General features: G+C 58.7%; 22 protein-coding genes. 8 read left to right on the top strand and 14 right to left on the bottom strand.

The features are described from left to right. Positions 1–184 precede the first annotated feature (184 nt). The 4 genes from glpD to HRH33_RS06565 all read right to left on the bottom strand — a co-directional run bounded on the left by glpD (position 185) and on the right by HRH33_RS06565 (position 5,274). A complete protein-coding gene (gene glpD / locus HRH33_RS06550) occupies positions 185–1,723 on the bottom strand; it encodes a glycerol-3-phosphate dehydrogenase (protein WP_167416392.1) in 1,539 nt (512 codons plus the stop codon). A gap of 275 nt (positions 1,724–1,998) precedes the next feature. Further along, positions 1,999–2,754, bottom strand: a complete 756-nt coding sequence (locus HRH33_RS06555) for a DeoR/GlpR family transcriptional regulator (RefSeq protein ID WP_034096125.1) — start codon at positions 2,752–2,754, stop codon at positions 1,999–2,001. Between the two features lie 83 nt (positions 2,755–2,837). After that, the gene (gene glpK / locus HRH33_RS06560; RefSeq protein WP_034096126.1) at positions 2,838–4,343 is read right to left on the bottom strand and encodes a glycerol kinase GlpK; all 1,506 of its coding nucleotides are present in this window, start codon (positions 4,341–4,343) and stop codon (positions 2,838–2,840) included. Positions 4,344–4,419: 76 nt separating this feature from the next. Further along, entirely contained in the window at positions 4,420–5,274 is an 855-nt protein-coding gene (locus HRH33_RS06565; protein ID WP_034096127.1) for an MIP/aquaporin family protein, read from the bottom strand. Between the two features lie 326 nt (positions 5,275–5,600). Between HRH33_RS06565 and ybaK the strand changes: the two genes are divergently transcribed. Beyond that, complete coding sequence (ybaK, locus tag HRH33_RS06570) at positions 5,601–6,071, top strand: Cys-tRNA(Pro) deacylase (RefSeq protein ID WP_034096128.1); 471 nt, start codon at positions 5,601–5,603, stop codon at positions 6,069–6,071. 56 nt (positions 6,072–6,127) lie between these two features. Here the strand turns inward: ybaK and HRH33_RS06575 are convergent, their stop codons facing one another. Continuing rightward, positions 6,128–7,237, bottom strand: coding sequence for an ABC transporter ATP-binding protein (locus tag HRH33_RS06575; protein ID WP_034137171.1), 1,110 nt, complete (start codon positions 7,235–7,237; stop codon positions 6,128–6,130). Further along, complete coding sequence (argF, locus tag HRH33_RS06580; protein WP_034111959.1) at positions 7,234–8,154, bottom strand: ornithine carbamoyltransferase; 921 nt, start codon at positions 8,152–8,154, stop codon at positions 7,234–7,236. Before argF ends, HRH33_RS06575 begins: the two co-directional genes overlap by 4 nt. A gap of 432 nt (positions 8,155–8,586) precedes the next feature. On the opposite strand from argF, the gene HRH33_RS06585 reads away from it, so the two are divergent. Both HRH33_RS06585 and grxD read left to right on the top strand, forming a co-directional pair. After that, positions 8,587–10,695, top strand: coding sequence for a molybdopterin oxidoreductase family protein (locus tag HRH33_RS06585; RefSeq protein ID WP_173603377.1), 2,109 nt, complete (start codon positions 8,587–8,589; stop codon positions 10,693–10,695). A gap of 86 nt (positions 10,696–10,781) precedes the next feature. After that, positions 10,782–11,120, top strand: a complete 339-nt coding sequence (gene grxD / locus HRH33_RS06590) for a Grx4 family monothiol glutaredoxin (protein WP_034096132.1) — start codon at positions 10,782–10,784, stop codon at positions 11,118–11,120. Positions 11,121–11,188: 68 nt separating this feature from the next. Here the strand turns inward: grxD and bfr are convergent, their stop codons facing one another. Together bfr and HRH33_RS06600 are read right to left on the bottom strand one after the other, a co-directional pair. Further along, positions 11,189–11,659 (bottom strand): bacterioferritin, encoded by a 471-nt coding sequence (gene bfr / locus HRH33_RS06595; protein WP_034096133.1) that lies wholly within the window; start codon positions 11,657–11,659, stop codon positions 11,189–11,191. Between the two features lie 201 nt (positions 11,660–11,860). Continuing rightward, positions 11,861–12,079: a bacterioferritin-associated ferredoxin gene (locus tag HRH33_RS06600; RefSeq protein WP_034096134.1), complete on the bottom strand. Its 219-nt coding sequence runs from the start codon at positions 12,077–12,079 to the stop codon at positions 11,861–11,863. A gap of 242 nt (positions 12,080–12,321) precedes the next feature. On the opposite strand from HRH33_RS06600, the gene HRH33_RS06605 reads away from it, so the two are divergent. Next, a complete protein-coding gene (locus HRH33_RS06605) occupies positions 12,322–12,924 on the top strand; it encodes a peroxiredoxin (RefSeq protein WP_034096135.1) in 603 nt (200 codons plus the stop codon). A gap of 64 nt (positions 12,925–12,988) precedes the next feature. On the opposite strand, the gene rnt is transcribed toward HRH33_RS06605, so the two are convergent. Both rnt and pyrC read right to left on the bottom strand, forming a co-directional pair. Continuing rightward, positions 12,989–13,660 (bottom strand): ribonuclease T, encoded by a 672-nt coding sequence (rnt, locus tag HRH33_RS06610; protein ID WP_010564138.1) that lies wholly within the window; start codon positions 13,658–13,660, stop codon positions 12,989–12,991. Beyond that, complete coding sequence (pyrC, locus tag HRH33_RS06615; protein WP_034137174.1) at positions 13,657–14,703, bottom strand: dihydroorotase; 1,047 nt, start codon at positions 14,701–14,703, stop codon at positions 13,657–13,659. Before pyrC ends, rnt begins: the two co-directional genes overlap by 4 nt. Positions 14,704–14,859: 156 nt before the next feature. Between pyrC and HRH33_RS06620 the strand changes: the two genes are divergently transcribed. The 3 genes from HRH33_RS06620 to HRH33_RS06630 all read left to right on the top strand — a co-directional run bounded on the left by HRH33_RS06620 (position 14,860) and on the right by HRH33_RS06630 (position 18,365). Beyond that, a complete protein-coding gene (locus HRH33_RS06620; RefSeq protein WP_034137175.1) occupies positions 14,860–15,768 on the top strand; it encodes a flagellar protein MotY in 909 nt (302 codons plus the stop codon). A 129-nt stretch (positions 15,769–15,897) separates the two neighbouring features. Next, positions 15,898–17,115 (top strand): argininosuccinate synthase, encoded by a 1,218-nt coding sequence (locus HRH33_RS06625; RefSeq protein WP_034096138.1) that lies wholly within the window; start codon positions 15,898–15,900, stop codon positions 17,113–17,115. A 617-nt stretch (positions 17,116–17,732) separates the two neighbouring features. Further along, positions 17,733–18,365, top strand: a complete 633-nt coding sequence (locus HRH33_RS06630; protein ID WP_034096139.1) for a response regulator transcription factor — start codon at positions 17,733–17,735, stop codon at positions 18,363–18,365. Positions 18,366–18,449: 84 nt separating this feature from the next. On the opposite strand, the gene HRH33_RS06635 is transcribed toward HRH33_RS06630, so the two are convergent. The 4 genes from HRH33_RS06635 to metG all read right to left on the bottom strand — a co-directional run bounded on the left by HRH33_RS06635 (position 18,450) and on the right by metG (position 22,674). Beyond that, positions 18,450–18,632 carry a PA3496 family putative envelope integrity protein gene (locus tag HRH33_RS06635; RefSeq protein WP_034096140.1) on the bottom strand — a complete coding sequence of 61 codons (183 nt, stop codon included), beginning with the start codon at positions 18,630–18,632 and terminating at the stop codon, positions 18,450–18,452. A gap of 107 nt (positions 18,633–18,739) precedes the next feature. After that, on the bottom strand, positions 18,740–19,378 hold the full coding sequence (nth, locus tag HRH33_RS06640) for an endonuclease III (protein ID WP_034096141.1): 639 nt from the start codon (positions 19,376–19,378) through the stop codon (positions 18,740–18,742). A 164-nt stretch (positions 19,379–19,542) separates the two neighbouring features. Beyond that, positions 19,543–20,505 (bottom strand): electron transport complex subunit RsxB, encoded by a 963-nt coding sequence (gene rsxB, locus HRH33_RS06645; RefSeq protein WP_167416394.1) that lies wholly within the window; start codon positions 20,503–20,505, stop codon positions 19,543–19,545. Between the two features lie 117 nt (positions 20,506–20,622). Then, a complete protein-coding gene (gene metG, locus HRH33_RS06650; protein WP_034137178.1) occupies positions 20,623–22,674 on the bottom strand; it encodes a methionine--tRNA ligase in 2,052 nt (683 codons plus the stop codon). A gap of 171 nt (positions 22,675–22,845) precedes the next feature. Here metG and apbC point away from each other — a divergent pair, with 171 nt between their 5' ends. Next, positions 22,846–23,940, top strand: coding sequence for an iron-sulfur cluster carrier protein ApbC (gene apbC / locus HRH33_RS06655; RefSeq protein WP_167416395.1), 1,095 nt, complete (start codon positions 22,846–22,848; stop codon positions 23,938–23,940). The last annotated feature ends 3 nt before the right edge of the window (positions 23,941–23,943 follow it).

A 23,943-nucleotide genomic window follows, 5' to 3' on the forward strand; every position in this document is an offset into this window, starting at 1 on the left:
CGGGATTTCGCCGGCCTTTTGATCCGGCAAACCGAATAGCGTGGGGTGTTGTGTTCGGAAAACCGAATGCCGTTGGTTGGCCGATCTGTGTATAGGCGGCAAACGCAAAAGCGCCGCGTTTATTCAAAATAAACGCGGCGCTTTCAGGTTTTCACTCCCAGGCTCAAGGCCATTCGGCGGCAGGTCAGGCCGCTTGAAACTTACTGCGGTTCTGCTCAACCTTGGACAGGTAGCGCTGGACGTTGTCCTGCTCCTGCTCAGTGGTAAATAGGCCCAGCTTGGTGCGGCGCCACAGGATGTCCTGGGCCTGGGTGGCCCATTCTTCGGCGCACAGATAGTCGACCTCGCGGGTGTACAGGCCACCGCCCAAATGCTCGCCCAGGTCAGCCAGGGTTTGCACGCCCTCCAGCAGGCGCCAAGTGCGGCTGCCGTAGGTTGTGGACCAGCGGCGTGCGATCTCGCTCGGAACCCAATCGAACTTGGCGCGAATCGCCTCGGCCAGCGCTTCGGGCGTGCTCATGTCCTCACCACCCGGCAGGCTGGCCGTGGCGGTCCAGCTAGGACGCATCTGCGTGAAGTACGGCGCCAGTTGGGCCATGGCCGATTCGGCGAGCTTGCGATAGGTGGTCAACTTGCCACCGAACACCGACAGGATCGGTGCCTCGCCCGCACTCCCGGACAGTGCCAGGGTGTAGTCGCGGGTGATTGCCGATGGGTTGTCCGACTCGTCGTTGCACAACGGGCGTACGCCGGAGTAGGTGTGCACGATGTCATCGCGGCTCAGTTGCTTCTTGAAGTGGGCATTGACCACCTTGAGCATGTAGTCGGTTTCGCCCTCGGTGATCGCCACTTTCGCCGGGTCGCCGGTATATTCGCGGTCGGTGGTACCGATGATGGTCAGATGATTCAGGTACGGAATCGTGAAGACGATGCGCTGGTCTTCGTTCTGCAGGATGTGCGCGTGGGCGCCTTCATACAGTTTCGGCACGATCAGGTGGCTGCCCTGGATCAGACGAATGCCGTAGGGCGAATCCAGTTTCAGGTCATCCTTGATGAATTTGGCCACCCATGGGCCGGCGGCATTCACCAACGCACGGGCGCGGATCGAAAACAGGCTGCCGTCGGCACGTTCCATGTTCATTTCCCACAGGCCCTTGCTGCGATGGGCGCTGACGCACCGGGTCTGGGTGTGGATATGGGCGCCTTTTTCACGGGCGGCCATGGCGTTGAGCACCACCAGGCGGGCGTCGTCGACCCAGCAGTCGGAATACTCGAACCCTTTGGTGATTTCGCCTTTCAGTGGGCTGTCCGGGCCAAACTTGAGGCTCTTGGAACCCGCGAGTTTTTCGCGCTTGCCCAGGTTGTCATAGAGGAACAGCCCAGCACGAATCATCCACGCCGGGCGCAGGTGCGGGCGGTGCGGCAGGACAAAACGCATTTGCTTGACGATGTGCGGCGCCTTGGCCAGCAACACTTCCCGTTCGGCCAGGGCTTCGCGCACCAGACGGAATTCGTAATGTTCGAGATAACGCAGACCACCGTGGATCAGCTTGCTGCTGGCGGAAGAGGTGTGGCTGGCCAGGTCATCCTTTTCACAAAGGAATACCGACAGCCCACGACCGGCTGCATCTGCTGCAATGCCGACGCCATTGATCCCGCCGCCGATAACGGCAACGTCATAGACTTCGGCAAGCGGTGGAGCAGGCAAGGTAGAAGGGTTCATCGGCTGGCCTCGCGATTTTTTCGTATTGGAATTCGAACATTAATGTTCATTTGCGAAAATGGTAGCCGATAAACGCGGGCACAGCCACCCGACTTCGATTGAAAAAACTCATCGAAGGGCAGGAAAAGGAAAAATTGTGAACATTGGCCCGTCTAAGGCTCGAGCTGATTCAGCGAGTATTGATAGCTATCGGGGGCAAGCCCCCTCCCACATTTGAATGGTTGTACACATCAAAGTGTGGAAGGGGCTGGCCCCCGATAGCATCAGTAAAGGCCTTAAACGACTTCCAGCCGAACCTTATGCTGATTCAGCAACTGCACCAGCGCCGGCACCGGCTCTTGGTCAGTCACCAGGCAATCCACCAGGCTGATCGGCCCCAACCGAATCATGGCATTGCGCCCGAATTTGCTGGAGTCCGCCGCCAGAATTACTTGCCGGGCATTGGCGATGATCGCCTGGGACACGCGCACTTCCTGGTAATCGAAATCCAGCAGGCTGCCGTCCTCGTCGATGCCGCTGATGCCCACCAGTGCAAAGTCGACTTTGAACTGATTGATAAAGTCGACGCTGGCCTGGCCCACCACGCCGCCGTCGCGTCGCACATTGCCACCGGTGAGCAGCACGTCGAAGTCGTCCTTGGCGCTGAGCATGGCGGCGACGTTGAGGTTGTTGGTGATAATTTTCAGGTGGCTGTGATTCAGCAGCGCACGGGCGATGGATTCGGTGGTGGTACCGATATTGATGAACAGCGAGGCGTGATCGGGGATCTGGGCGGCGATGGCTTCGCCGATGCGTTGTTTTTCGTCGCGCATCTGGTCGGCACGCATGGCGTACGCGGTGTTTTCGACGCTGGAGTCATAGGCCGCGCCGCCATGGTAGCGACGCAGCAGATTAGCGTCCGCCAACTGGTTGATATCGCGGCGGATGGTTTGCGGGGTGACAACGAACAACTGCGCCATTTCCTCGATACTGACGTAGCCGCGTTCGCGGACCAGTTCGAGAATTTGTTGCTGGCGGGGAGGCAGATTCATGGGGCGTCCTTTGGGCTGCCATACAAAAGTGGCCCATGATGACGCAGGAATCTGCTCCCTACCAGTTACAACCCGAGGTTGGCTTATTCGGCGCCTTCGTGGGGCTCCCAGTCACGGGTGCGGCTGACTGCTTTTTGCCAGCCGGCGTAGAGTTTTTCTTTTTCCTTTTCGTCCAACTGAGGTTCGAATTCGCGCTCGATCACCGCCTTGCCGCGCAATTCGTCCAGGCTGCCCCAGAAACCGCAGGCCAAGCCGGCCAGGTACGCCGCGCCCAGCGCTGTGGTTTCACGCATTTGCGGGCGCTCCACTTGAGTACCGAGAATGTCGGCCTGGAACTGCATCAGGAAGTTGTTGGCCACCGCACCACCGTCCACGCGCAGGGCTTTGAGGCGTTCGCCGGAATCCTGCTGCATGGCGTCCAGCACGTCGCGGGTCTGGTAGGCAATCGACTCCAGGGCTGCACGAATAATGTGATCCACGCGTACGCCACGGGTCAGGCCGAACAGCGCGCCACGGGCGTAGGGGTCCCAGTACGGTGCGCCCAGACCGGTGAAAGCCGGGACCAGATACACGCCGTTGCTGTCCTTGACCTTGCCGGCAAAGTATTCGGTGTCATGGGCATCGTTGATGATCTTCAGCTCGTCACGCAGCCACTGCACGGTGGAACCACCGTTGAATACTGCGCCTTCCAGGGCGTAGGCCACTTCGCCGCGCGGGCCGCAGGCGATGGTGGTGAGCATGCCGTGCTTGGATTTCACGGCTTTGTCGCCGGTGTTCATCAGCAGGAAGCAGCCGGTGCCGTAGGTGTTCTTGGCCTGGCCGGCTTCCACGCACATTTGGCCGAACAGTGCGGCCTGCTGGTCACCGGCGATGCCGCCGATGGCGATACCGCTTTTGGTGCGGCCGTAGATTTCCGACGAGGACTTCACTTCCGGCAGCATCTCGCGCGGAATGTCGAGGATCTCCAGCATCTTCGCATCCCACTCCAGGGTGTGGATGTTGAAGAGCATGGTGCGCGAGGCGTTGGTGTAGTCGGTGACGTGGGTTTTGCCGCCGGTAAATTTCCAGATCAGCCAGCTGTCGACGGTACCGAACAGCAGCTCGCCGCTGCGCGCACGCTCGCGGCTGCCTTCGACGTTGTCGAGGATCCACTTGAGTTTGGTGCCCGAGAAGTACGGGTCGGTGACCAGGCCAGTGGTGTCGCTGATGTATTGTTCGTGACCGTCGCGCTTGAGCTGCTGGCAGATTTCGGTGCTACGGCGGCACTGCCAAACAATGGCGTTGTAGATCGGGCGGCCGGTGACTTTGTCCCACACCACGGTGGTTTCGCGCTGGTTGGTGATGCCGATGGCGGCAACCTGGTCATGGTGCAGGCCGGCCTGGGCCAGCGCTTCGACCATCACCGCGCTCTGGGTGGCGAAGATCTCCATCGGGTCGTGTTCGACCCAGCCCGCTTGCGGGTAATGCTGGGCGAACTCACGTTGGGCGGTGCAGACCACGTTGGCGTCACGATCGAAGATGATCGCCCGCGAACTGGTGGTGCCCTGGTCGAGGGCAATGATGTAGTTCTTATTCTGAAGGTCGGTCATGTCGATTGCCTTAAACGAAATAGGAAGTCAGAAATCAGCCTGGGCCGCGAAGGGCAGGGGCGCCAGGCTGGCGCTTTCAGGAAATACGGGTATTGCCGTTGACAGCCGTGTCAGGTGTTTCAATTACAGCAGGTGCGGCGCTCGGCAGATGACGGGCGATCAGGCCGCGATACGCCGCAGCACCAAGGCACGCACCCACGATCGGCGCGAAAATCGGCACCAGGAAATAAGGAATATCGCGGCCGCCGGTAAGGGCCATTTCACCCCAGCCGGCGAAAAAGGTCATCAGCTTCGGCCCCAGATCCCGCGCGGGGTTCATCGCAAACCCCGTCAGCGGGCCCATGGAACTGCCGATCACGGCAATCAGCAGGCCGATCAACAGCGGCGCCAGTGGGCCGCGTGGCAGGCCGTTGTTGTCATCGGTCAGGGCCATGATCACGCCCATCAGGATCGCGGTAATGACCATTTCCACCAAGAACGCTTGGGCGGTGCTCAGCAACGCATGGGGGTAAGTGGAGAACACCGACGCCAGTTCGAGGCTGGCTTGAGTGCCGCGCACCAGATGGTGGGTTTGTTCGTAATCGAAAAACAGATTGCTATAGAGGGTGTAGACCAACGCGGCCGAGCAAAAGGCGCCGGCGATCTGGGCGAGGATATAGAAAGGCAGCTTGCGCTTGTCGAAGTCGGCGAACAGGCACAGCGCGATACTCACCGCCGGGTTCAAGTGGGCCCCGGAAATTCCGGCGCTTAGGTAGATCGCCATGCTCACGCCGACCCCCCAGATGATGCTGATTTCCCACAAGCCAAAACTGGCACCCGCGACCTTGAGCGCAGCGACACAGCCGGTACCGAAGAAGATCAGGAGTGCAGTGCCCAGAAACTCGGCCATGCATTGGCTTGAAAGTGAAGGCTGTTGAAGAGCAGTTGTCATGGAAAACCTCAATTGTTTTTCTTGTCTGGCGCTGGGCCTCAACGGGCCTTGCGCGATTTTCACCGCGGCGGGGATCCCCATCTCCGTCACGGCTTACTGCTCGAATGCGTAGGATTATTTCCCACTGTATTCGGAAACGAAAAAATATAGACAAGAATGACCGCTGTCAAAGGTCGAAAGTGAACTGTCAGTCACTTTCCAACTATGGGTCTGATGAATGATCACGTCGCCGACGGCCGGCGCGTGTCATGGCAGTGGGCGCACTAGAGCGTTTCGTGCTGGGTTGGCCTAGAATTGGCCATCTGTTTGCCACGCTTGGAGTATCCATGACCCCTGCACTGGATCTGTTGAAGAAAGTTCGCGCCGAACATCGTATTCATAGTTATGAACACGACCCTAAGGCAGCCTCCTATGGGCTGGAGGCCGCAGAGAAATTGGGCCTCGACCCGGCGCAGGTGTTCAAGACCTTGCTGGCCAGCAGCGAGAAGGGCGAATTACTGGTGGCCGTAGTACCGGTCGTCGGAAGTCTGGATTTGAAGGCCCTGGCTCATGCGGCGGGGGTCAAGAAAGTCGAAATGGCCGATCCGGCGGCCGCGCAACGTTCAACCGGTTATTTGCTGGGCGGCATCAGCCCGCTGGGGCAGAAGAAGCGCTTGCGCACGTTTATTGATGTGACGGCACAGCCCTTCGCGACGATTTTTGTCAGCGCAGGCAGGAGAGGGTTGGAAGTGGAGTTGCCGGCGGCAGTGCTGGCGGAGCATACCCAAGCCAAATTTGCCGAAATTGGCCGGGCATAATCCAGATTGCTGAAGATGCCGTGTGGGAGGCGGCTCACTCCCACACGTTTCGTAACTCAGCTGGCAGTGCTGTAGCGCCGTACGCCGGATTCGAGCTGGGGAATTTGCGCCGCAACGCTGCCTGACGCTTGGAACAGTACCAAGTGTTCAGCGGCGACACGAATGCCAACCTCCGCGCCCACCTGGTGGTCGGCATGGCTGGGAAAAATCGACTCCAGCTGTGCGCCGGTCGGCAGTTGCAGGCGGTACAGGGTGGACGCGCCGAGGAAGGTCTTACCGACAATCCTTGCCTTCAACGCGCTGTCGGGCGCATAGACGATATCGTCCGGGCGCAGCAATACATCCACCGCACCGCCCGTAGGCCAGGTATAGGCACGGTTGCCGCGCAGATCGCCCAGCTCGGTACTGACCGACTCCGGTGAGCTCAACTGCCCACGAATGAAGTAGCCCTGGCCGATAAAGCTGGCCACGTAAGGCGTCTGCGGTTCGTGATAGAGGTTGTAGGGCGTGTCCCACTGCTCCAGCCGGCCTTCTTTGAACACGCCCACCTGATCGCTCACCGCGAAGGCTTCTTCCTGGTCATGGGTGACCAGGATCGCACTGGTACCGCGCGCCTTGAGAATATCGCGCACCTCATGGCTGAGCTTGCGGCGCAATTCGCCATCCAGGTTAGAGAATGGTTCGTCCAGCAGCAGCAATTGCGGTTCCGGCGCCAGGGCGCGGGCCAGTGCCACACGTTGTTGTTGGCCGCCGGACAGCTCATGGGGAAAGCGCTTGCCCAGGTTTTTCAGGTTGACCAGTTCCAACAGCTCGGCCACCACACGCTCTTTTTGCGGGTGCTTGCGAATGCCAAAGGCGATGTTGTCGGCCACACTTAGATGGGGAAACAGCGCGTAGTCCTGGAACACCATACCGATGCGACGTTTCTCCGGCGCCAGGGTGAAACCGGCGCTGGAGATGACTTCGCCTGCCAGACTGATCTCGCCTTCATACACCGGCTCGAACCCTGCGATGGCGCGCAGGGTTGTGGTTTTGCCGCAGCCCGAGGAGCCCAGCAGGCAGCCGATGTCACCGGCATTGAGGTGCAGATTGAGGTTCTGCACCACGCGTTGGTCCTGATAGCCGCACGCCAGGTTGCGCAGGTTCAGCAGTAATGAATGGCTCATGCGTGGTGGTACGCCGGCTCGACCAGAAATTCGAGCAGGGCCTTCTGTGCGTGCAAGCGATTTTCGGCCTGATCCCAGGCGACCGAGCGCGGGTCGTCGAGTAGGTCGAGGCTGATTTCTTCGCCACGGTGCGCAGGCAGGCAGTGCATGAACAGCACGTCCGGCGCGGCCAGGTCGAGCAGGTCGCGGTTGACCTGGTAGGGCGCGAACAAGGCCAGGCGCTTGGCGGTTTCGTCTTCCTGACCCATGGAGGTCCACACGTCAGTGCTCACTAGGTGCGCGCCAACCACGGCGTCTTTTGGATCGCGCAGCAGTTGCACGCGGCCATCGGCCTTGGCCAGGAACTCAGGGTTAGGCTCGTAGCCTTCCGGGCAGGCGATGCGCAAGTGGAAGTCGAATTGAATCGCCGCTTCTATATAGCTGTTGCACATATTGTTGCCGTCGCCGATCCAGGCCACGGTCTTGCCCTGGATCGAGCCGCGGTGCTCAAGGAAGGTTTGCATATCGGCCAACAGCTGGCAGGGGTGCAGGTCATCGGACAGGCCGTTGATCACCGGCACGCGCGAGTTGGCGGCGAATTCGGTCAGGGTGCTGTGGGCGAAGGTTCGGATCATCACCGCGTCGAGCATGCGCGACATGACGATGGCGCAATCGCTGATCGGCTCGCCACGGCCCAGTTGAGTGTCCCGCGGCGACAGGAAGATGGCCTGGCCGCCCAGCTGAATCATGCCGGCTTCGAAGGACAGACGGGTGCGCGTAGATGATTTCTCGAAAATCATCCCGAGTACGCGGTTTTTCAAAGGCTCGAACAGAACGCCGCGGTTACGCAGGTCTTTAAGCTCAATGCCTCGACGGAGCACGCTGACCAGCTCTTCGGGCGTGCAATCCATCAGGGAGAGAAAGTGCCTTGCGCTCATCATTAACTACCTTTTGCAACAGACCGCAGATACTCAAAGCCTTGTTTATTGTGACAACGGGCGAGACCTGCGGCGAAAGCCGCACGGGGGCGACGAAATAGGGGAAGGCGCGATATTGACATTAAATGTCGCGTCTTACCAATAGGGCTACGTTTTTAGGGGTTTTCAAGCAGGGCGCCGAGGCGCGTTTGAAGACAATTTCCTGACAGCAGCGGCCCATTTGTACACTGGCCTCGCAACCTTTTGCAACGCGAGGAGGCGGGCTCGGGCCAGGCTGCGTCGGTTTCAGCCGCTATGGGCGGGTTCTGCAACATTTGCTCATGCTTAGCCATGGCCCGGCCTGATGCCCGGCGATTCACAGGACGAACGATGCTGGCGCCCATTGAGGTCGCGGCCCATAGTCAGCCCAAAGCCCCCATAAAGAGACTGGCCATGACCACGACTCTCCACCACCGTGCCTGCCATCTATGTGAAGCCATCTGTGGTCTGACCCTGGAAACCACCCGTAACGACGACGGCCGCCTGGCGATCACCTCGATCAAGGGCGACCCGCAGGATACTTTCAGTCGTGGTCATATCTGCCCTAAAGCTGTGGCGCTGCAGGATATTCAAAACGATCCCGACCGCCTGCATCAACCCATGCTGCGGGTGGGCAGCGAATGGCAGCCGATCCCATGGGAGGAAGCATTCGCCCTGGTGGCCGAGCGGCTCGCGGATATTCAGACACGGCACGGGCAGAATGCGGTGGCGGTGTATCAGGGCAACCCCAGCGTGCATAACTATGGGCTGATGACCCACAGCAACTACTTCCTCGGCCAGCTCAAAACGCGCAACCGGTTTTCCGCGACGTCCGTGGACCAATTGCCCCATCACCTCACCAGTCACCTGATGTACGGCCATGGCCTGCTGCTGCCGATTCCGGATATCGATCACACCGACTTCATGCTGATCCTGGGCGGCAACCCACTGGCGTCCAACGGCAGCATCATGACCGTGCCTGATGTGGAAAAGCGCCTCAAGGCGATCCAGGCCCGTGGCGGCAAAGTGGTGGTGGTCGACCCCCGGCGCAGCGAAACCGCAGCAATTGCCGATCAGCACCTGTTCGTACGGCCTGGTGGCGATGCAGCCCTGTTGTTTGGTGTGCTCAACACCTTGTTCATCGAAAACCTGACTCGTGTCAGCCATTTGCCGGTTGAGGGGCTGGACGAGGTTCGCCGTGCGGTCAGCGGCTTCACCGCTGAGACGATGAGCCGCCAGTGTGCCGTGCCGGCCGCGCAGATTCGCCAGTTGGCGCGGGATTTCGCCGCAGCGGACAAGGCTGTCTGTTACGGGCGCATGGGTGTATCGACCCAAGCGTTCGGTACCTTGTGCCATTGGCTGGTGCAGTTGATCAACCTGGTGACGGGCAACCTGGACAGGGTGGGCGGCGCCTTGTGCACGTCGCCGGCGGTGGACTTGGTGGCATCGACCGGAGGCGGCCATTTCAACCGCTGGCAGAGCCGGGTGTCCGGGCGCCCGGAATACGGTGGCGAGTTGCCGGTATCGGCACTGGCCGAGGAGATGCTGACCGAAGGGGATGGCCAGATCCGCGCCTTGGTGACGGTGGCTGGCAATCCGGTGCTGTCTACGCCGAACGGTCGCCAATTGGAGCAGGCGCTGGATGGTCTGGAGTTCATGGTCAGCGTCGATCTGTATATCAACGAGACCACGCGTTACGCCGACCTGATCCTGCCGTCCACATCGGCGCTGGAGAACGATCACTACGACACCACCTTCAATATGTTCGCGGTGCGCAATGTCACTCGGTTCAATCGCGCGATCCTGCCCAAACCCGAAGGTGCGTTGCATGACTGGGAAATCTTCGTGGGCCTGGCTCAGGCATTCGCGGCGAAGACCGGCGCGGCCCTGAAGCCGACCATGCCGCCGGCGCAGATGATCGACTACGGGCTGCGTGCCGGGGCTTATGGCGATGCGTCCAGCCACAAGTTGTCACTGGCGATGCTGGCCGATCATCCCCATGGCGTGGACCTGGGCCCGCTGCGGCCCAACCTTGCCGAGCGCTTGAAGACCGCGGACGGCAAGGTGCAGGCGGCTCCAGCGGTGATCCTCGCCGACCTGGCGCGCTTCGCGGCTCAGCCAGCACCGATGGCTGATGAGCTGTTGTTGATCGGCCGTCGGCATGTGCGCAGTAATAATTCCTGGATGCACAACTATCACCGCCTGGTGAAAGGCAAGCCGCGCCATCAGTTGCACATGCACCCCGACGATCTGGCTCAGCGCCAGCTAAGCGATGGCCAGCGGGTACGGGTCAGCTCACGTATCGGCATGATCGAGGTGGAGGTGGTCGCCACTCAGGACATGATGCCCGGCGTGGTCAGCCTGCCCCATGGCTGGGGGCATGGTCGCCCCGGCGTGCGGATGAGCATTGCCAGCGAACAGCCAGGCGCCAGCGCCAATGACCTGACCGACGAGCGGCAGTTGGATGAGTTATCCGGCAATGCGGCCTTGAATGGCGTGCCCGTGCAAGTCGCCGCGGCGTAAGGAGCCCGAGCACCCTGCGGGAATTTTGCGTTACAATGCGCCACCGTGCCGACCTGTGAGTCGCAAAGTTCCTGCAGAGGTGTTCCATGGATATCATCGAAACGATCAAAGAGCAGATTGCCAACAACACTATTCTGCTTTACATGAAGGGTGCTCCGAACGCTCCTCAATGCGGTTTCTCCGCGAAGGCGTCCCAGGCCGTCATGGCGTGCGGCGAGAAGTTCGCTTACGTCGATATCCTGCAAAACCCAGAAATTCGTGCCAACCTGCCTAAGTACGCCAACTGGCCAACCTTCCCACAACTGTGGGTGGCCGGTGAATTGGTCGGCGGTAGCGACATCATCGTTGAGATGGCGGCTGATGGTTCGTTGCAAGCGCTGATCAAAGACGCAGCGGCAAACGCGGCGGCCAAGACAGACGCTTGATTCGACCGCATTAAAAAGCCCCGCTTCTCGAAAGAGAGCGGGGCTTTTTTGTATCTGCCAGCGAAGGGTTACTCACCCATCTGCGATTGCAGATAGTTCTCCAGGCTGACTTTGTCGATCAGGCCCAGTTGAGTTTCCAGCCAGTCGATATGTTCTTCCTGATCTTCGAGGATATCTTCCAGCAGTTCACGGCTGCCGAAATCTGCGCTTGTTTCGCAATGAGCGATGGCGGCCTTGAGGTCGCTGTGGCTCTTGCGTTCAAAGCCCAGGTCGCTGCCGAGCATTTCCTGGGTGTGCTCGCCGATGTTCAGCTTGCCCAGGTCCTGCACGTTTGGCAGGCCTTCCAGGAACAGGATGCGTTTGATCAGCGCATCCGCGTCCTTCATGGCCTTGATGGATTCTTTGTATTCACGTTTGCCGAGCTTTTCCAGGCCCCAATCGTCGTACATGCGCGCATGCAGGAAGTACTGATTGATCGCGACCAGTTCATTGGCAAGGATTTTGTTGAGTTGCTGGATGACTGAGATGTCGCCTTTCATGACTGGGGTCCTGCCCTGTAATAGCTGTGTATAGGGCGGAGTTTGAGCGGCGAACTCTGTAGTGTCAAACCTAAGTTATTGAATAATAAATGAAAATTAATCGGAATAAGAATGTTTGTGTTCCGCGTCTTGACGCTAACTAGTTGAATTACGGGCATAAAAAAACCGAACACTAAGTTCGGTTCTTTAAAACATGCCCCATCAGGCGTGAGTAAATTCTGCTGAATAGGGGAGCGAAGCCTGCGCGGTCTGCAGCTGCGTCAGGGTTTCCCGTACCACTTGCTTGGCAAGACAAGCGCATTTACCGCACTGGCTGGCAACGCCGGTGGTTTCACGCACTTCCTTGTAGCTGCAGCAACCTTCGTAGATTGCTTCGCGGATTTGTCCGTCGGTGACGCCAGTACAGAGGCACACATACATAAGGGAGAACCGTCGCGGGTTTAGGGCTTAAGTGCGATGGATCTTAATGTTAACGAGAATGATTGTCAAAGTAGATTCATGGACTTTTCGCGCTGGCGCCCTCGCGCTGACGAACGGTTTTTTCCGTGTATGATGGTCGGTCTTCACGAAGCGTGACTGCGTCACAGGCTTGTCGCTTGAACACGGCAGACTCTGGATCGGTCCTTTTACTTCAATCTTCATCCCACATCAGGAGATACCCCATGAGCGTACTCGTCGGTAAACAAGCCCCGGATTTCGACGTACCTGCCGTTCTCGGCAATGGCGAAATCGTTGACAGCTTCAAACTGTCTGAAGCCATCAAAGGCAAATACGGCCTGGTGTTCTTCTACCCGCTGGACTTCACCTTCGTCTGCCCTTCGGAGCTGATCGCTCTGGACCACCGCATGGACGATTTCAAGGCGCGTAATGTTGAAGTGGTTGCCGTGTCCATCGACTCCCATTTCACCCACAACGCCTGGCGCAACACCGCCATCAACGATGGTGGCATCGGCAAAGTCAAATACACCATGGCTGCCGACATGAAGCACGAGATCGCCAAGGCTTACGACGTTGAATCCGAAGGCGGCGTGGCTTTCCGTGGCGCTTTCCTGATCGATGACAAGGGCGTTGTTCGCTCGCAAATCATCAACGACCTGCCACTGGGTCGTAACATGGAAGAGCTGATCCGCCTGGTCGACGCGCTGCAATTCCACGAAGAGCACGGCGAAGTGTGCCCTGCCAACTGGAAAAAAGGCGACAAAGGCATGAACGCCTCGCCAGAAGGCGTGGCCGCTTACCTGACCGAGAACGCTGGCAAGCTGTAAGCCACGTTTACGGTAAAAAAAACCGGCCTGAGAAGGCCGGTTTTTTTATGCGTGGGATTCCATCTCAGTCGTTGAAGTCTTCCCAGCCGCCCATCTGCTTCCAGCGATTGACGATGCCGCAAAACAGCTCGGCGGTCTTTTCGGTGTCATAACGCGCCGAGTGGGCTTCACGACCGTCAAAGTCGATGCCGGCGGCCTGGCAGGCTTTGGCCAACACCGTCTGGCCGTAGGCCAGGCCGGCGAGAGTGGCAGTGTCGAAGCTGGAGAACGGGTGAAACGGGTTGCGCTTCATGTCCAGACGCGCCACGGCGGCGTTCAGGAAGCCCAGGTCGAAGCTGCTGTTGTGGCCAACCAGGATCGCGCGTTTGCAGCCGTTGGCCTTCAACGCCTTGCGCACGCCACGGAAGATATCGGTCAGCGCCGCTTCTTCGCTCACCGCCATGCGCAGCGGGTGATCAAGCTTGATCCCGGTGAATTCCAATGCGGCGGCTTCGATATTGGCGCCTTCGAACGGTTCGACGCGGAAGAAGTGGGTATGCTCCGGGAACACGAAACCCTGTTCATCCATACCAATGGTGGTGGCGGCGATTTCCAGCAACGCGTCGGTGGCGCAATTGAACCCACCGGTTTCTACGTCGATGACAACCGGCAGATAGCCGCGAAAACGCTCGGCCATCGGGTGGCGGGAACCGCCACCACTGTGCTCGTGTTCGTCATCGTAATGGTCTTCACTCACTTGCTTTCCTCCAGCAGGCGCCAGCGCAGTGTTTCACCGGCGCGCAGCGGGATGACAGTCAGCTCGCCGAACGGCAGGCTGGCAGGGGCGGTCCAGTCTTCACGAACCAGGGTGATGCGATCTGTGTTGGCCGGCAGGCCGTAGAAGCGTGGGCCATTGAGGCTGGCGAAGCCTTCGAGCTTGTCCAGCGCGTTACGCTGTTCAAATGCTTCGGCATACAACTCGATAGCGGCGTACGCGGTGTAGCAACCGGCACAGCCGCACGCCGCTTCCTTGGCGTGCTGGGCATGGGGGGCCGAGTCAGTGCCGAGGAAAAACTTCGGATTGCCGCTGGTGGCGGCATCCAAAAGCGCCACTTGGTGAGTATTGCGCTTGAGGATCGGCAGGCAATAGAAGTGTGGACGAATCCCACCCACCAGCATGTGGTTGCGGTTGTACAGCAGATGATGCGCAGTGATAGTCGCGCCGACGTTGGCCGGGGCCTCGGTGACGAACTGCACGGCATCGGCCGTAGTGATGTGTTCGAACACCACCTTGAGCGTCGGAAACAACTCCACCACCCGGCGCATATGCTCGTCGATGAAGATCTTCTCGCGATCGAACACATCGACGTCGCCACGGGTGACCTCACCGTGGATCAGCAGCGGCATGCCGACTTCCGCCATGGCTTCGATGGCCGGCAGGATCTTGTCGATGCTGGTCACACCGGAGTCGGAGTTGGTGGTGGCGCCGGCGGGGTACAGCTTGGCGGCGTGCACGAAACCGCTGGCCTTGGCCTGGCGAATTTCTTCCGGCTGGGTGCGGTCGGTCAGGTAAAGCACCATCAGCGGTTCGAAGCGGCTGCCGGCCGGCCGTGCGGCGAGGATACGCTGGCGATAGGCGTCGGCTTCGGCGGCATTACGCACCGGAGGTACCAGGTTAGGCATGATGATGGCGCGGCCAAACGTGCGCGCAACATCGGCCACGGTGTGGGGCAACGCAGCACCATCGCGAAGATGAATGTGCCAGTCGTCGGGACGCAGCAGGGTCAGGCGGTCGGACATTGGGGATTCCAGGCGGGTCAATCTGTTGGGAATGCTACCGGAAAAGACTCGCGCAGGCACTCGCTATCAAGTTTTGCGCGATACGACCGATAGCTCTGGGTATGCCTTAACGATGTATGACGCTTTGAAGTGTTGTAGAAACCAGTGGAGCCTCCCGTGCGCCAGCATTATCTAGCCCTGCTCAGTGTGTTCGCCAGCCTGCCTGCGATGGCACTCACGTTCCAGACACGTCTGGAGAATATTGAGTGGAAGGTGGAAGGTGACCAGTTCGAGTGCCGTCTAACCCAGCCGATCACTGATTTCGGCTCAGGTGAGTTCGTGCGCCGGGCCGGCGAGCAGGCAACATTTCGCCTGAAAGCCTTCAACGGTTCGCTGGGTGCTGGATCGGCCACCTTACTGGCGGCTGCCGCTCCCTGGCAGCCGGGTCGCGGTGACATAAACCTGGGAGCGGTGCGCGCCGGGAGCGGCGACGTCCTGTTCAATAGTTCTCAGGCCCAGGCCGGGCGTTTGTTCATCGGCTTGCTCGAAGGGCGTTCGCCTACTGTGCGGCATTACGGGCGCGAGGGTGGGTATTCGGAGATCCGTTTACTGCCGGTGAAATTCAATAAGGCCTACAGCGACTATCAGTTGTGTACGACTAAATTGCTGCCAATGAACTTCGATCAGGTCAAGCAGACCGTGGTGGGCTTCCCCGGCGGCGGTATCGAACTGGATGCGGCGGCCAAGCAAAAGCTATCGGTGATTCTCGCATTCATGAAGGCCGATCCGACCGTCAACCATATCGAGTTGAATGGCCATTCGGACAACAGCGGCAATCGCCTGAGTAATCGCGATATCTCGCGTCGGCGCGCCCTGGCGGTCATGGATTACTTCAAGGCCAATGGCATCCCGGAATCCCAGATCACCTTGCGGTTCTACGGTGAAAGCTACCCTCTGGCGCCCAACACCAATGCCGCCAATCGCGCCCGTAACCGTCGCGTGAATATCCAGTTGGAAAGAGTGGCGGCCCCCGAGAAACCGGCGCCCCAAGCCGCGGCACCCAGCAATCCGGCGCACACCTCATAAGGTGCGACCATCGGTCGCCAGATTGACATAATCTGTCGCTTTATCTTCATTTGCTGTCGCGCCTCTGTAAATCCACGGTTTTGATCGGTAGAATCGACGCCTTTCCGTACAACCCCGTGGAGTGATGGCATGGCCGACGTAAACAAGGTCGTTCTCGCGTATTCCGGCGGCCTGGACACTTCGGTGATCCTCAAGTGGCTGCAGGATACTTATAACTGTGAAGTGGTGACCTTCACCGCTGACCTGGGTCAGGGCGAAGAGGTCGAACCTGCACGTGCCAAGGCGCAAGCCATGGGCGTGAAAGAGATCTACATTGACGACCTGCGCGAAGAGTTCGTCCGCGATTTCGTTTTCCCGATGTTTCGCGCCAACACCGTCTACGAAGGCGAGTACTTGTTGGGTACCTCCATCGCACGCCCGCTGATCGCCAAGCGCTTGATCGAAATCGCCAACGAAACCGGCGCCGACGCCATTTCCCATGGCGCCACCGGCAAGGGCAATGACCAGGTGCGTTTCGAACTGGGCGCCTATGCGCTCAAGCCTGGTGTCAAGGTGATTGCACCTTGGCGCGAATGGGACCTGCTGTCCCGTGAAAAGCTGATGGATTACGCCGAAAAGCACGCAATCCCGATTGAGCGCCACGGCAAGAAGAAATCCCCGTATTCCATGGATGCCAACCTGCTGCACATTTCCTATGAAGGCGGCGTGTTGGAAGACACCTGGACCGAGCACGAGGAAGACATGTGGCGTTGGACCGTCTCCCCTGAAAAGGCGCCGGATACCCCGCAGTATCTGGAACTGACCTACCGTAACGGCGATATCGTGGCGCTGGACGGCGTCGAGATGACCCCGGCCACTGTACTGGCCACTTTGAACCGCATCGGCGGCGAGCACGGTATCGGCCGTCTCGATATCGTCGAGAACCGCTACGTGGGCATGAAGTCCCGCGGTTGCTACGAAACACCGGGCGGCACCATCATGCTGCGCGCGCACCGCGCTATCGAGTCCATCACCCTGGACCGCGAAGTGGCGCACCTCAAAGACGAGCTGATGCCCAAGTACGCCAGCCTGATCTACACCGGCTACTGGTGGAGCCCGGAGCGTCTGATGCTGCAACAGATGATCGACGCTTCCCAAGCTCACGTGAACGGTGTTGTGCGCTTGAAGCTGTACAAGGGCAATGTGATCGTCACTGGTCGCAAGTCGGATGAGTCGCTGTTCGATGCCAACATTGCCACCTTCGAAGAAGATGGCGGCGCTTACAACCAGGCAGACGCTGCTGGCTTTATCAAGTTGAACGCATTGCGTATGCGCATTGCTGCCAACAAAGGTCGCTCGTTGTTCTGAGTCGCGGATACGCTTAAAAAAAGCCCCTTGTTTAAGGGGCTTTTTTTCGCCTGGATGTTTTAGAAATACGGAATGTTTATCACGTTTAAAATCTGTAAGTTCTATTCGCAAAAAATTGTACTGAACATTTTTTTGCACAGATGGTGGTGAGCGATTTGTAGGAGTGCGAAGAATTTTATAATTAATCGGGAACTGGTCTTACAGAAAATTCACTCATACAGAGGTTATGTGAGTGTGATTAGGGAAAGTTCTGTAGGAATTCAGGGTGTAAGCAAATATGTTTATTGGAACTGAAACAAACGATTTTTTTCCATCTGCGTCAGCGCCTACTTTGCTCTGGCAAGGGGCATTTCCTGAAAGTCATGTGGGGCTGGGTTACCGTGTGTGCAGAGTCACCCGTAGATTTTATTCAAGTTATGTAAGCCCCCGGAAAGGTCTGAAAGGCTGCATAAAACTAGATACATCCGACTTGGTGTTTTTTTGTAGGGCAATTCCCTTATGGCTGTGGGTTGGGTCTCTGCTTGCTGTTGCTTGGGGGGGGACGCTATGCCAACTAGGAAACGACTAGGCTATTGTGCTTGCTCTGAATAATTCGAACAGCGAAATTGGACTTTCTTATGAATAAAGTGCTGATCGTGGATGATCATCCTGTCATTCGTCTTGCTGTGCGTATGCTAATGGAGCGTCATGGTTATGAAGTCGTTGCCGAGACTGATAACGGTGTCGATGCGTTGCAACTTGCACGGGAACATATGCCGGATATTGTCATACTGGATATTGGAATTCCCAAGCTTGACGGGCTGGAAGTTATTTGCAGGCTGTCCTCAACCAAACAGCCCGCGCCGTTCAAGGTGCTGGTGCTCACGTCTCAAGCCCCTGGGCATTTTTCAATGCGCTGCATGCAGGCGGGAGCCGCCGGCTATGTGTGTAAACAGCAGGATCTGACCGAGCTGCTCAGCGCCATCAAGGCGGTTCTGTCCGGCTACAGCTACTTCCCCAACCAGGCGCTGAATTCGGTGCGCTCCACCATGGGGAATGCCAGCGAGGCCGATATGGTCGAGCGTCTGTCGGGGCGTGAGATGATGGTGTTGCAGCAATTGGCCCGTGGCAAGACCAACAAGGAGATCGCTGACGGTATGTTTCTTAGCAACAAGACGGTCAGCACCTACAAGACACGCTTGCTGCTCAAGCTCAATGCCCGCTCCCTGGTGGACCTGATCGAACTGGCTCAGCGCAACGGTCTGGTGTAGGGGAGGGCATAACGCCCTATATAGTCAGGGTAACCGGCAGAAAAAAGCCTCCGTCAGGGAGGCTTCCGGTGATCGACCGCTTGGTCAGAGGTCGAAATCGTAATCGGCCAATTGCTTTTGCAAGCGTCGCTCTTCCAGAAGATTGTCGATGGTGCGGCGTTTGCTCAGGTTGGTCTTGGCCACTTCTGCAACAGGTGCATCAGTTCCATCGTCATCCGACTCCACAAGGTCGTCTTCGATTTCCAATTGTTCTTTGCCAGTGCTCATAAGGTTAACTCCAGGCTAAGACTGCCGTTGGCGCTCCTTATAACGATAATCCGCGGGCGGGTAAAAAAGATTTTTTCAATCGTAAGATGAAGAAAATCAATGATTCCTCAATCGTCGGATGTCTTGTCTTTGTATTCACACAAATCTTCGATCCGACAGCTCCCGCAACGGGGCTTTCGGGCTTGGCAGACGTAGCGTCCATGCAGGATAAGCCAGTGGTGGGAATCGAGCAGGTAGGGCTTGGGCACGAACTTCATCAGTTGCTTTTCCACCTCCACCACGTTTTTCCCGCGAGCAATACCGGTGCGGTTGCTGACTCGGAAAATATGCGTATCCACGGCCATGGTGAGTTGTCGAAAGGCGGTGTTGAGCACCACGTTGGCGGTCTTGCGACCCACGCCTGGCAGGGCTTCCAATGCTTCACGGGTTTGCGGCACTTCGCTGCCGTGCCGCTCTATCAGCAAGCGACAGGTCTCGATCACATTCTTGGCCTTACTGTTGTAAAGGCCGATGGTCTTGATGTACTCCGACAGCCCTTCAACGCCCAGGGCATAGATTGCTTCAGGCGTATTGGCCACGGGAAATAACTTGGCCGTGGCCTTATTGACACCCACGTCCGTGGATTGGGCTGACAGGATCACCGCAATCAGCAGCTCGAACGGTGACGAGTAAGCCAGCTCGGTCTTGGGTTCAGGATTGTCTTCGTGAAGCCTGCGAAAAATTTCCAGGCGTTTTGCGGCATTCATGGGGCGAAATGTTCCTTGCAGACGGTCAGCGGGATGTCGAAGTGGAGAGCCCTGTGTGAGGCTCTGCGAGCGATAGTCCAAGCAGCATAAGCCTGACGGGCATCAATGTGTGTCATGGCCGCGCCGAAAAGGCCAGCAAGGCCAGGTTACGTGCCTGTTACAGCTCAGTCACCATGGCAATCCACCTGGCGTTGAGCTTCATCGAGTCTGTGCTGTGCATCCGCCAGTTGCTGCGCGTCGGCCTGTTGGTCCTGGGCCTTCTTCAACTCGGCGCGGCGCATCGCCAGCTGAATCTTCGCGCGTTTAAGGTCAGCAGAATTGCGGTTGGATTGTTTGGCTACCGGAGCGCCACTGAACTCCAGCGCTGCCAGGGCCTGCTCCGCCGCCTCGAACTGCTGCTGGAGGACAATCAGTTGCGATTGTTGCTCAAACGTCGGCGGATGCCCAAAGGCTTTCAAGGATTTGTGCAGTTGGGCACGGCTCATGGTTACATTGACCTTGGCCTTCTTCACTGCCGCATCGCGTGCTGCTTGTGCTGCGTCTATCGTCGTTACTTCTACAGGTGCCGAGCGCTTGGAGCGGGCCAGGCGTTCGGCGAGTTTGTGTGCTTCTTCGCGCTGCAGGCGCGCGTTACGTTGTTCGAAGCGGCGACGGGCGCGACTGCGTTTGACCTCGCGCTCAAGGCGTTCTTCATCATCGCTCGCCAAACCACCCACAAGCGCAACGACGCTGAGCGGCGCACGCATCTCGATGCAATCAACCGGACAGGGCGCCACGCAAAGGTCACAGCCGGTGCACTCGTCGATGATCACCGTGTGCATCAGTTTGGCGGCGCCGACAATGGCATCCACCGGGCAGGCCTGGATACATTTGGTGCAGCCGATGCACTCGGCCTCGCGGATGAAGGCGATTTGGGCGGGCCCGTCTCCTCGGGTGGTGTCCAGTTCCAGCATCGGCACGTTCAGCAATTGCGCGAGCCCAGCAATGGTCTCCTGACCACCGGGCGGGCACTTGTTGATAGCTTCACCCTTAGCAATTCCTTCGGCGTAAGGTTTGCAGCCTGGGTGCCCGCATTTGCCGCATTGGGTCTGCGGCAGCAGCGCGTCGATACGTTGAATGAGGTTCATGCTGAGATCGTTGTCATGCCGGTTGATTAAACAAACAGAGCCTGATTATCCGGCAGGCAAGAAGGGAGGCTAGCTGCAAAGCCCCGTCGCCGAAACGACAGGGCTTGTTGTGCAGATTTACTTGATGCGCTGACCCGGCTTGGCGCCACTGTCAGGGCTGAGCAGGTAGATTTCTTCACCGCCAGGCCCCGCCGCCATCACCATGCCTTCGGAAATACCGAACTTCATTTTCCGCGGCTTGAGGTTGGCGATCATCATGGTCAGGCGACCATCGAGTTTGGACGGTTCCGGATAGGCGCTCTTGATCCCGGAGAACACATTGCGCCGCTCATCGCCGATATCCAGCGTCAGGCGCAACAGTTTGTCGGCACCTTCCACCGCCTCGGCCTTGACGATGAGGGCAACGCGCAGATCGATGGCGGCGAAGGCGTCGAAATCGATTTCCGGGGACAGCGGATCCTTAGCCAGTTCGCCATTGCCGGCCGGTGCGGCGTCGCCGGTGTCGGTCTGGCTGGCGGCCAGGTCTTCTTTCGAAGCGTCAGTCATGGCTTGTACTTTCACAGGGTCGATGCGCGTCATCAGCGGCTTGAACGCGTTCAACGGGTGGTTGGCGAGCAAGGTGGCGTGGTCGTTCCAGGTCAGGGGGGCGACATTCAAGAACGCCTCGGCATCGGCGGCCAGCAGTGGCAGCACCGGTTTGAGGAAGATCACCAACTGGCGGAACAGGTTGACGCCCGTGGCGCAGATCGCCTGCACCTCAGCTTCTTTGCCTTCCTGTTTGTTCAGCGACCATGGGGCTTTATCTGCGATCCAGGCGTTGGCGCGGTCGGCCAGGCCCATGATCTCACGCATGGCGCGGGCGAAGTCGCGGGCTTCATAAGCATCGGCGATGCTCGGAGCGGCGGCCAGGAAGGCGTCGGTCAGTTCCGGTGCGGCATTCTCGGCCACCATCACGCCGGCATTGCCCTTGTGGATAAAACCGGCGCAACGGCTGGCGATGTTGACGACTTTGCCCACGAGGTCAGAGTTGACCTTCTGCACGAAGTCTTCCAGGTTCAAGTCCAGGTCGTCGACGCCACGGCCAAGTTTGGATGCGTAGTAGTAGCGCAGGTATTCCGGCGACAGGTGGTCCAGGTAGGTGCGCGCCTTGATGAAGGTGCCACGGGACTTGGACATCTTCTGACCATTGACGGTCAGGTAGCCGTGCACATTGATGCCGGTCGGCTTGCGGTAGCCTGAGCCTTCAAGCATTGCTGGCCAGAACAGGGCGTGGAAGTTGACGATGTCCTTGCCGATGAAGTGATACAGCTCGGCCGTGGACTCCTTGCTCCAGAACGCGTCGAAGTCCAGCTCCGGCGTGCGGTCGCAGAGGTTCTTGAAGCTGGCCATGTAGCCGATCGGCGCGTCCAGCCACACATAGAAGTACTTGCCTGGCTCGCCTGGAATCTCGAAGCCGAAGTACGGCGCATCGCGGGAGATGTCCCACTGCTGCAGCCCGGCATCCAGCCATTCTGCGATCTTGTTGGCCACGGCGTCCTGCAAAGTGCCGCTGCGGGTCCAGGTTTGCAGCATCTGCTGGAAATCCGGGAGCTTGAAGAAGAAGTGCTGGGAGTCCTTGAGCACCGGGGTGGCGCCGGAAATCGCCGACTTGGGATCCTTCAGGTCAGTGGGGGCGTAGGTGGCACCGCATTTTTCGCAGTTGTCGCCGTACTGGTCTTCAGTGCCACACTTCGGGCAAGTGCCCTTGATGAAGCGGTCGGCCAGGAACATTTTCTTTTCCGGGTCGAAATACTGGGTGATCGAGCGAGTGGCAATGTGGCCGGCTTCTTTCAATCGCAGGTAGATCTGGCTCGACAGCTCGCGGTTTTCTTCGGCGTGGGTCGAATGGAAGTTGTCAAAGTCCACCAGGAAATCGGCAAAGTCGGCGCTGTGTTCAGCCTGCACATTGGCGATCAGTTGTTCCGGCGTGATGCCTTCCTTTTCGGCGCGCAGCATGATGGCCGAACCGTGGGCGTCGTCCGCGCAGACATAAATGCATTGATTGCCGCGATGCTTCTGGAAGCGCACCCACATATCGGTCTGGATGTACTCAAGCATATGGCCAAGATGGATGGAACCATTGGCATAGGGCAGGGCGCTGGTGACGAGGATCTTGCGTGGCTCGGACATGGGGCTCGGCTACTTGATGAAACGGAGGTCGGCCACTATAAAGCGCCGGCAAATTTATTTCACCCCGTGGCGTTGTTTCAGCATCCTGCAAACTGTCGAAAGCATGCCGTTACGTGGCCGGAACGGTTAGGATAGCCGCCTGTTTCAGTCAGTCTTTTTCGGGAGTAGCCCATGAGCGCCGTGAATCGCGCAGCGGTGGAAGCCGTTCTTCGCCAGTACACCGACCCCTATTTGAACCAGGACCCGGTGAGCGCCGGCTGTGTGCGAGCCATTGAGGTCCAGGGCGATCAAGTCTCGGTCCAGTTGGAGCTGGGCTACGCCGCCGGCCTGTTCAAGAACGGCTGGGCACAGATGCTGCAGATGGCCATAGAAGGTTTGGACGGCGTACGTTCGGCCAAGGTCGATATTCAATGTGTCATCGCCGCGCACAAGGCGCAGGCGCAGATCCCGGGCTTGGCCAACGTCAAGAATGTGGTGGCAGTGGCGTCCGGCAAGGGCGGGGTTGGCAAGTCTACTACGGCGGCCAACCTGGCCCTGGCCCTGGCCCGCGAAGGCGCACGTGTGGGCATCCTCGACGCCGATATCTACGGCCCGAGCCAAGGCGTGATGTTCGGTATCGCCGAAGGCACGCGGCCGAAGGTCAAGGATCAGAAGTGGTTCGTGCCTATCGAGTCCCTGGGCGTGGAAGTAATGTCCATGGCGTTCTTGACCGATGACAACACGCCAATGGTCTGGCGAGGGCCGATGGTTTCCGGCGCATTGTTGCAACTGGTCACCCAGACAGCCTGGGGCGACCTGGACTACCTGGTCATCGATATGCCGCCCGGCACCGGTGATATCCAGCTGACCTTGGCGCAGAAGGTGCCGGTGGCGGGTTCAGTGATCGTTACCACACCTCAGGATCTGGCGCTGCTGGACGCGAAAAAAGGCGTGGAGATGTTCCGTAAGGTCAACATTCCGGTGCTGGGCGTCGTGGAAAACATGGCGGTGCATATCTGCTCCAATTGCGGTCATGCCGAGCATTTGTTTGGTGAAGGCGGCGGCGAGAAGCTGGCCACCCAGTATGGCGTCGAGCTATTGGCCTCGCTGCCGTTGTCGATGCTGATCCGCGAACAGGCTGATGGCGGCAAGCCTACGGTAATGGCTGAGCCTGATAGCCAAATCGCCATGATTTATCAGGAACTGGCCCGCCACGTGGGCGCGCGGATCGTGCTGCAGGAAGCGGCCTTGCCATCCATGCCGACGATCACTGTCAGCGAGGATTGACGC

The sequence above is a fragment of the Pseudomonas rhodesiae genome (genome assembly GCF_013285305.1).
GTDB lineage: Bacteria > Pseudomonadota > Gammaproteobacteria > Pseudomonadales > Pseudomonadaceae > Aquipseudomonas > Aquipseudomonas rhodesiae.

Bases quoted from the DNA above. Each gene is read 5' to 3' on its own strand.
- HRH33_RS06585 (WP_173603377.1), top strand. From the start codon at position 8,587: ATGACCACGACTCTCCACCACCGTGCCTGCCATCTATGTGAAGCCATC.
- nth (WP_034096141.1), bottom strand. From the start codon at position 19,378: ATGAATGCCGCAAAACGCCTGGAAATTTTTCGCAGGCTTCACGAAGAC.
- argF (WP_034111959.1), bottom strand. From the start codon at position 8,154: ATGAGCGCAAGGCACTTTCTCTCCCTGATGGATTGCACGCCCGAAGAG.
- glpK (WP_034096126.1), bottom strand. From the start codon at position 4,343: ATGACCGACCTTCAGAATAAGAACTACATCATTGCCCTCGACCAGGGC.
- glpD (WP_167416392.1), bottom strand. From the start codon at position 1,723: ATGAACCCTTCTACCTTGCCTGCTCCACCGCTTGCCGAAGTCTATGAC.
- metG (WP_034137178.1), bottom strand. From the start codon at position 22,674: ATGTCCGAGCCACGCAAGATCCTCGTCACCAGCGCCCTGCCCTATGCC.
- HRH33_RS06635 (WP_034096140.1), bottom strand. From the start codon at position 18,632: ATGAGCACTGGCAAAGAACAATTGGAAATCGAAGACGACCTTGTGGAG.
- apbC (WP_167416395.1), top strand. From the start codon at position 22,846: ATGAGCGCCGTGAATCGCGCAGCGGTGGAAGCCGTTCTTCGCCAGTAC.
- HRH33_RS06630 (WP_034096139.1), top strand. From the start codon at position 17,733: ATGAATAAAGTGCTGATCGTGGATGATCATCCTGTCATTCGTCTTGCT.
- HRH33_RS06575 (WP_034137171.1), bottom strand. From the start codon at position 7,237: ATGAGCCATTCATTACTGCTGAACCTGCGCAACCTGGCGTGCGGCTAT.
- HRH33_RS06555 (WP_034096125.1), bottom strand. From the start codon at position 2,754: ATGAATCTGCCTCCCCGCCAGCAACAAATTCTCGAACTGGTCCGCGAA.
- HRH33_RS06565 (WP_034096127.1), bottom strand. From the start codon at position 5,274: ATGACAACTGCTCTTCAACAGCCTTCACTTTCAAGCCAATGCATGGCC.
- HRH33_RS06625 (WP_034096138.1), top strand. From the start codon at position 15,898: ATGGCCGACGTAAACAAGGTCGTTCTCGCGTATTCCGGCGGCCTGGAC.
- grxD (WP_034096132.1), top strand. From the start codon at position 10,782: ATGGATATCATCGAAACGATCAAAGAGCAGATTGCCAACAACACTATT.
- HRH33_RS06600 (WP_034096134.1), bottom strand. From the start codon at position 12,079: ATGTATGTGTGCCTCTGTACTGGCGTCACCGACGGACAAATCCGCGAA.
- rsxB (WP_167416394.1), bottom strand. From the start codon at position 20,505: ATGAACCTCATTCAACGTATCGACGCGCTGCTGCCGCAGACCCAATGC.
- HRH33_RS06605 (WP_034096135.1), top strand. From the start codon at position 12,322: ATGAGCGTACTCGTCGGTAAACAAGCCCCGGATTTCGACGTACCTGCC.
- ybaK (WP_034096128.1), top strand. From the start codon at position 5,601: ATGACCCCTGCACTGGATCTGTTGAAGAAAGTTCGCGCCGAACATCGT.
- bfr (WP_034096133.1), bottom strand. From the start codon at position 11,659: ATGAAAGGCGACATCTCAGTCATCCAGCAACTCAACAAAATCCTTGCC.
- pyrC (WP_034137174.1), bottom strand. From the start codon at position 14,703: ATGTCCGACCGCCTGACCCTGCTGCGTCCCGACGACTGGCACATTCAT.